Below are 6,506 nucleotides of genomic sequence, written 5' to 3' on the forward strand. Positions count from 1 at the left end.
TCCCGTCCGCTCCGCCACTAACAAGAAGCCCAGTCGACAGACTGGGCTTTTTTTCGTTTTAAGGCTTGCCAGATAGGGAAGGTCTTTTGTTTTCTGCATATTCTTTTGCCTTTTTATGGCCAGTTCGACGATAGATAACGATTCCTGATGAGCTCGTATAATCTGCAGTTTGGCCTCAAATAGTCTCCAGTCGCTCGTTTTATCATCTTTTTTAAGGATGCCGGAGGGGTGGAAAGCGGCTCTTGTGGCTGGTTTACTTTTGGCCGATCTAGGTCCGTGGCGCGTGATTAGGGTTGTATCTCGCTTATAACTCGGTAGAGTAAGGACATCTTGAGTTTGCCTGCTCCGCGCTCTCTTGTCGGAAACCAGGCGTAACTTGGCCAGTTTTTATCAACCTTACGTCAGTGGTATCGATATGGAACAAGTAAACAAGTCCACCTTTAGCGATGTACTGGAATATGTGCGTATGTCCCGTCGCCAGAACAAACTCAAGCGTGAAATTGCGGATAACGAAAAGAAGATCCGTGACAACCAGAAGCGTGTGCTGCTGCTCGACAACCTGAGCGATTACATCAAGCCGGGCATGAGTATCGACGAGGTACAGGCCATCATCGCCAACATGCGCGCCGACTATGAAGAGCGTGTTGATGATCACATCATCAAAAATGCCGAGCTTTCCAAGGAGCGCAAGGATCTGAGCACCAAGCTCAAGAGCATGAGCTCTCACAAGTAAGCACGATTGAATTGAAAAACACCGGCCATTGGCCGGTGTTTTGCTATCAGCTCGGATCTCTGCAACTCCTGCAACAATCGACTCCCCTTTTTAGAATTGCCCTGTTACCATCATTCCAAAGCGGTTAATAGTTTCAAGCCATTGACTTGAAAAGACTAAGCTTGAGAGTAACACAATAAATTGCGCAACCATGGTGGGGCTGATATGGGCGCATCAAAGCAGACGGATTTGACACAAGTGGCATCTCAAGAATCATCCATCCCGACCTCGGACGCGCATCCGAAGCGCAAGCGTCGTTCCTGGTGGCGCTGGCTATTCTGTTTCCTCTTTTTATCATGCCTGGGTGCGGCGATAGCCCTGATCGGCTACGAGATGAAAACCTCGAAGCTGCAGTCCCGGGAGATCTCGCGCTATGCCGCCACCCTCACCTATCAGGTCGAGCCTGGGCCGAGCAAGCAGATTGCCTTTCCTGACGACGGTCCATTCGACAAGCGGCTGGGTTATGTGCTGCTGCCGATGATGCAGGAGCGCCTGTTGCAGCGCGGTTATCAGGTCAGTCAGCAGGTGCATTTCTCCGATGCACTGTATGACTATGCCAGCCGTGGCTTCTTCGTCCCCTATACCGAAAAGGTGCAGGCCGGGCTGACGCTCCACGATTGCCGCGCCGAGCCTTTCTATCAGTTCAAGTATCCGACCCACCACTACCCGGATTTTGCCTCGATCCCGCCACTGATCATCCAGTCACTGTTGTTTATCGAAAACCGTGATCTGCTGAGCACCAAGGAGCCGCTGGCCAACCCGGCGGTGGATTGGCCACGTTTTGCCAAGGCGGCGCTCTCCCAGGTCGGCAAGGCGCTGGACATGCAGGATCAGTCGGCCGGTGGCAGCACGCTCGCGACCCAGGTCGAGAAGTATCGCCACTCCCCGGATGGCCTGACTATTTCCCCTACCGAGAAGATCCGCCAGATGGCTTCCGCCAGCGTGCGGGCCTACCGGCTGGGGCCGGAGACTCTGGAAGCGCGCAAGCTGGTTGCCTGGGCCTACCTCAACTCGGTACCGCTCTCGGCGGCGCCCGGCTATGGCGAGGTGCATGGCCTGGGGGATGGGCTCTGGGTCTGGTTCGGTGCCGATGTCGACGAGGTCAACCGGCTGCTGGATCCGTCGCGCAACCAGGATGCCTCCCTGGCCGATCAGGGACTGGCCCTGCGCCAGGTGGTTTCGCTGATGATCGCCCACCGTCGTCCTTCCTACTATCTGGCACAGGGGCGCGAGGCACTCGTCGAGCTCACTGACAGCTACCTGCGTCTCTTCGTGCAGGAGGGGATGATCACCCCGCCGCTGATGGAGGCGGCGCTCAAGGCCAAGATCAGTTTCCGTGACTTCCTGCAATCACCGGCGGTCACCAAGGTCAATAACAACAAGGGATTGCAGGTGGCCCGTACCCGCTTGAGCCGTCAGCTCGGGGTGCAGCTCTATGATCTGGATCGGATGGATCTGACCGCCGATACCAGCCTCAACATGCCGCTGCAGACCGAAGTGTCCCGTTATCTGCACCAGCTCGCCGATCCGGCATTTGCGGCCGAAGTCGGGCTGTTTGGCGAGCGCCTGCTGTCGCCTGAGAAGACGGGGGATGTGCGCTACAGCTTCACTCTGTTCGAGAAGTCTCCGGAAGGGTTCAAGGTGCGGGTACAGACCGACAACACGGATCAGCCGTTTGATATCAACGAGGGGTCCAAGCTGGAGCTGGGCTCTACCGCCAAGCTGCGGGTGTTGACCACCTATCTGGAGATAGTGGCCGAGCTGCACGACAGCTATGCCGGCATGCCCACCGCCAGCCTGCGCAAGCTGGCTGATGCCTCCCAGGACAATCTCAGCCGCTGGGCCATCTCCTACCTGATGACGGCCAAGGACAAGAGCCTGCCGGTGATGCTGGAGGCGGCGCTGGATCGCAAATACTCCGCCAGCCCCTATGAGGGTTTCTTTACCGGTGGCGGCATGCACACCTTCAACAACTTCCGCAAGGAGGACAACGGCCGGATCCCGCCTATCCGCGATGCACTGCGCGAATCCATCAACCTGCCGTTTGTCCGCCTGATGCGCGATATCGTGCGCTACAGCCTCTACAAGGAGGGGAATCGCGCCCAGTTGCTCAAGGATGACAAGGATCCCCGTCGTCAGGAGTATCTGGCCAAGTTCGCCGACAAGGAGGGGCAGACTTATCTGCTGCGCTTCTGGCGCAAATACCGCGGCAAGACCCCGGATGAGCAGCTGGATACCTTCCTCGACGGTCTGAAGCCCAGTGCGGTGCGACTGGCAGCGGTGCACCGCTACCTGTTGCCCAATGCCGACGAGGCCACGTTTGCCGCCTTCCTGGCCAAGCGACTGCCGCGGGAGAAGCTCAGCGACAAGCGCATCAACCAGCTCTATGTCAGCTATGGCCCGGGCAAGTATTCGCTGCCGGATCAAGGCTATATCGCCAGGGTTCATCCGCTGGAGCTGTGGCTGCTCGCCTACCTCAAGGAGTTTGACAAGGCGACCTTCGCCGATGCTGTAGCTGCCAGCCGCGACGAGCGTCAGGAGGTCTACAGCTGGCTGTTCAAGACTCGCCACCGCAGCGCCCGTGATACGCGGATCCGCACTATGCTGGAAGTCGAGGCCTTCCTCGATATCCATCAACGCTGGGCCAAACTGGGCTATCCCTTCGATCACCTGGTGCCGTCGCTTGCGACCGCGCTGGGCAGCTCGGGGGACAGGCCTGCCGCGCTGGCAGAGCTGATGGGGATCATCCAGAACGGAGGCATCCGGGCACCAACCCTGCGTATCGAGCATCTCTCGTTTGCCAAGGACACGCCGTTCGAAACCGAGTTCACACCGGCCCAGAGCGAGGGGACCCGGGTGTTGCCTGCCGAGGTGGCGGCGGCCCTGCGCAATGCGTTGTCGAAGGTAGTGGAAGGGGGCACTGCACGGCGTATCGCCGGGGCTTTCGCCCTGCCCGATGGCACCGTGCTGCCGATGGGAGGCAAGACAGGGACGGGGGACAACCGGATCGAGACGGTGGGGCGTTATGGCAACGTGACCAGCTCGCTGGCCCGCAACCGTACCGCCACCTTTGTCTTCTATCTGGGAGACGACCATTTCGGCACCCTGACCGCCTATGTGCCGGGCAGCCAGTCCGACAAGTTCCGCTTTACCTCGGCGCTGCCGGTGCAGGTGCTCAAGGGGATGGCCCCCTTGCTGATGCCCTACCTGCAGCCTGGCTCACACACCCAGTGCCTCGCAGACCGCTGAGTCAGACTGGATTGGCATAGCAACATAACAAACGGGGGGAGGCCAGCTGGCCTCCCCCCGTTGCGTTGTGCCTCTCAGGCGATGAGGCAAGCAGGCATGTCAGGCGTTCAGGACGAATTGCTCGATCACTTGGGCGACGCCATCTTCATCGTTGCGCGCGGTGATGTGTTGTGCCAGCGCCTTGATCTCGTCGGTAGCGTTGCCCATGGCCACGCCAAGGCCGGCATATTCGATCATGTGGCGATCGTTGCCCGCATCCCCCACTGTGATCACCTGCTCCGCCGTCAGTCCGAGATGTTCGGCCAGCGCAGCGACTCCGGTTCCCTTGTTGCTCTGCTTGTTCATGAATTCGAGGAAGAAGGGTGCGCTCTGTACTACGGTGTAGCGCTCATGGAGTTCGCCTGGCAGGCGCTCGATGGCGCGGGCCAGCTGGGGCGGCTCGTCGATCATCATCACCTTCATGATCTGCTCATCGCTGGGCAGGGTGGCGAAATCCAGCAGATTGATGGGCATGCCGATAAGGCGTGACTCGTGTTCGGTGTAGGTGCTCACCTTGGGGCTGATGAGCCCCCGGGTCACCGAGAAACCGTGGATGTTGACTTCCAGCTCGTTGGCCAACCTGGCGATGGCACTGGCATCGGCCCCGGTCAGCAGCTGGCTGCGGATGATGCGCTGATCGGCGACCTGTTGCACCAGGGCGCCGTTGTAGCAGATGACGTAATCATCCTGCCCGGTGAGGCCAAGCTCCGCCAGATAGTGGCTCATGCCCTCCAGCGGGCGACCGGAGGCCAGCACCACAGTGACCCCCTTGGCGCGGGCGGCCCGGATGGCGTCATGGGTGCGGGGGGTGATCTGGCCCTGCGGGTTGAGCAGGGTGCCATCCATATCCAATGCGATCAGCTTGTACATCTCTCACTACCTGAGTCTGGGTGGCCCGCCCTATGGGGCCAAGGAAGTGGCGAGTGTAGCGAAAATCGGCGGCGGGATCACGGCTGGCACTGCTGTGGCACGGGATGGATTACTTGCGCCCCTCGTAGGGGTTCATCAGCAATTGATCCTCGCGGATGCAGAAGTGGATGGGGCCGTGCTCGATATCGACCCGGTTGTGGTGGTGGGCCATCTCCACCTCGACACCGGGGAAGAGGTGCTGGGTGGCGATGATATCCATCTCGGCCATCAGTTTTTGCAGCTCTTCGTGATTGGCGGCCAGCTGGTCGCTGAGCTGATTTTGCTCGGCCAGCAGTTGGTCGCGGATGGGTTTGAGTTTGCGCAGTGTTTCCGGGTTGCGCTTGTCGCTCGGCAGTTGCACCAGTCGCATCACCAGCTCCTTGAGCTTGTCCAGCTGCTGTTGCCCGGCTTGCTGGCGTTGCTTGAGTTGCTGCTCCTGCTCCTTGTGGGTGAAGTAGCCCCCCAGGATCTGCAGCCGGGTCTGGTTGCCTGCCGAAGCGCCCAGTACGGGGGAGATGATGAGACGATTGGCAATGCTGAGCCCCCCCAGCAGATTGCCTTTGCGCATGGCGCTGTCGCCGACCCTGATATCCTGGCCGCTACGGCTGTAACAGTGGCTGAGCTGGCTCTGGATCTGGATATTGCCGCCCGCCGCCAGCTGGGTGTACTGGGCGTAGCTGGCGTGGATCTCTCCCTGGGCATTGAGCTGGCAGAGGTACTCCCCCTGCTCGTTGCGTCGCCCTATGATGCCGTGGCGCACCGTGATGCTGCCACCGGCTTCAATCAATCCCCCCTCGATAAAGCCGCCGACGACGATGTCGCCGCTGACGGACACCTTCATGCCCGGGTTGATATCGCCGCTGACGATCAGCCCCCCTTCGAAGGTGATATGGCCGTGGCGGGCATCCACCTGCTTGACGCTGAGCACCTCATCCACCTTCATGCCGGACTTCTCGCGGCAGGGTAGCCCGGCGCGGCTGGCGATCAGCAGATCGGGATCCTCCTGGGAGAGGAAGGTGCCTTCTCCCGCCATCATGGGAGAGTCCTTGCCATGTTTGGCAGGCAGCTCCTGCCCGGTCACGGTAAATCCTGGGACCCCCGCGGTTGCCGGGTGGCGGCGCATCAGCTGGGTACCCGCCTTGACGGTGACGATGGAGCCGAGATCCCGCAGGTCAACCTTGCCGTGCTCCCGCTCCTGGGGCTTGAGGATGCGTTCGGCCGGCGTCTCCACCAGCCGTTCATAGCGGGTGTCCTGACCGTTGACTGCGGGCTCGCCGCGGGCCACGACCAGTTTGAGCAGGCTGCCCGGGCTGGCCTCCCTGGCGGACTGGATGGCCTCCATGAGCAAGGGCTCGCTCACCCCCTGCTTGATCTCGCTCTGGGCGATCGCCTCCTGCAGCTGCTCCAGCGTCAGGTACTTGCCCCCCCAGTCAGAGGTGATCTGGGCAATGCCCCTCATCCGGTCTTTCTCCACCAGAATGGTCACCCTGGCATCGTGCCGCTGGGCGATGGGGATGGGGGTGGTAGAGACGGGGGC

4 protein-coding genes are annotated in these 6,506 nt (G+C 60.4%); 2 read left to right on the top strand and 2 right to left on the bottom strand.

Annotated features, from left to right (window positions below):
• Window positions 1-415: 415 nt before the first annotated feature.
• Both tmaR and BN1123_RS05570 read left to right on the top strand, forming a co-directional pair.
• The gene (tmaR, locus tag BN1123_RS05565; RefSeq protein ID WP_026458211.1) at window positions 416-733 is read left to right on the top strand and encodes a PTS system regulator TmaR; all 318 of its coding nucleotides are present in this window, start codon (window positions 416-418) and stop codon (window positions 731-733) included.
• 204 nt (window positions 734-937) lie between these two features.
• Window positions 938-4,021 (top strand): transglycosylase domain-containing protein, encoded by a 3,084-nt coding sequence (locus tag BN1123_RS05570; protein ID WP_042025795.1) that lies wholly within the window; start codon window positions 938-940, stop codon window positions 4,019-4,021.
• Window positions 4,022-4,120: 99 nt separating this feature from the next.
• Here BN1123_RS05570 and yidA read toward each other — a convergent pair whose 3' ends face one another.
• Window positions 4,121-4,930, bottom strand: coding sequence for a sugar-phosphatase (gene yidA, locus BN1123_RS05575; RefSeq protein WP_042025796.1), 810 nt, complete (start codon window positions 4,928-4,930; stop codon window positions 4,121-4,123).
• Between the two features lie 109 nt (window positions 4,931-5,039).
• A partial coding sequence (locus BN1123_RS05580; protein WP_042025797.1) for a DUF342 domain-containing protein occupies window positions 5,040-6,506 on the bottom strand: 1,467 nt, incomplete at its 5' end.

This window comes from Aeromonas enteropelogenes, from assembly GCF_000819845.1.
Lineage (GTDB): Bacteria > Pseudomonadota > Gammaproteobacteria > Enterobacterales > Aeromonadaceae > Aeromonas > Aeromonas enteropelogenes.

Excerpts from the sequence above, each read along its gene's own strand:
- tmaR (WP_026458211.1), top strand. The coding sequence starts at position 416 with ATGGAACAAGTAAACAAGTCCACCTTTAGCGATGTACTGGAATATGTG.
- BN1123_RS05570 (WP_042025795.1), top strand. The coding sequence starts at position 938 with ATGGGCGCATCAAAGCAGACGGATTTGACACAAGTGGCATCTCAAGAA.
- yidA (WP_042025796.1), bottom strand. The coding sequence starts at position 4,930 with ATGTACAAGCTGATCGCATTGGATATGGATGGCACCCTGCTCAACCCG.